Origin of the sequence: Oceanospirillum sediminis (assembly GCF_014164585.1) — a bacterium.
Lineage (GTDB): Bacteria > Pseudomonadota > Gammaproteobacteria > Pseudomonadales > Halomonadaceae > Oceanospirillum > Oceanospirillum sediminis.
Map to the genome: position 1 here is coordinate 1 of NZ_JACJFM010000177.1, position 402 is coordinate 402.

Consider the following 402-nt stretch of genomic DNA (forward strand, 5'->3'; position numbering starts at 1 on the left):
CTAGGGCTAAGTCGTAACAAGGTAGCCGTACTGGAAGGTGCGGCTGGAACACCTCCTTTCTAGAGAAAGACGACTAAAAGGTATCATAACTATTACGATGAATAGTTTATTCTCATTGCTGTCAATTTAAATTTATATAGTAAAAAGTCATTAGTAAATAGATGTTGGTCCTGTACTAACTACTAGAGACTAACGGCTAACGACTAAAAAACAGTCTCATAGCTCAGCTGGTTAGAGCGCTACACTGATAATGTAGAGGTCGGCAGTTCGAGTCTGCCTGAGACTACAGGGCGGCAGAGCCGCGAGTTAAAAGTTATAAGCAACAATTTAAAAGTTGCTGGATAGCTTTTGAGAAAGTTCATTAAAATAAGAATAGAGATTTTAAGAAGTTGAGTGAGTTCA

Annotated in this window: 1 tRNA gene and 1 rRNA gene; both read left to right on the plus strand. The window is 38.8% G+C overall.

The features are described 5' to 3' along the window. Positions 1-59: ribosomal RNA gene (locus tag H4O21_RS28300) — 16S ribosomal RNA — on the plus strand; the annotation flags it as partial. 153 nt (positions 60-212) lie between these two features. Beyond that, positions 213-286 (plus strand) — tRNA-Ile (locus H4O21_RS28305). The last annotated feature ends 116 nt before the right edge of the window (positions 287-402 follow it).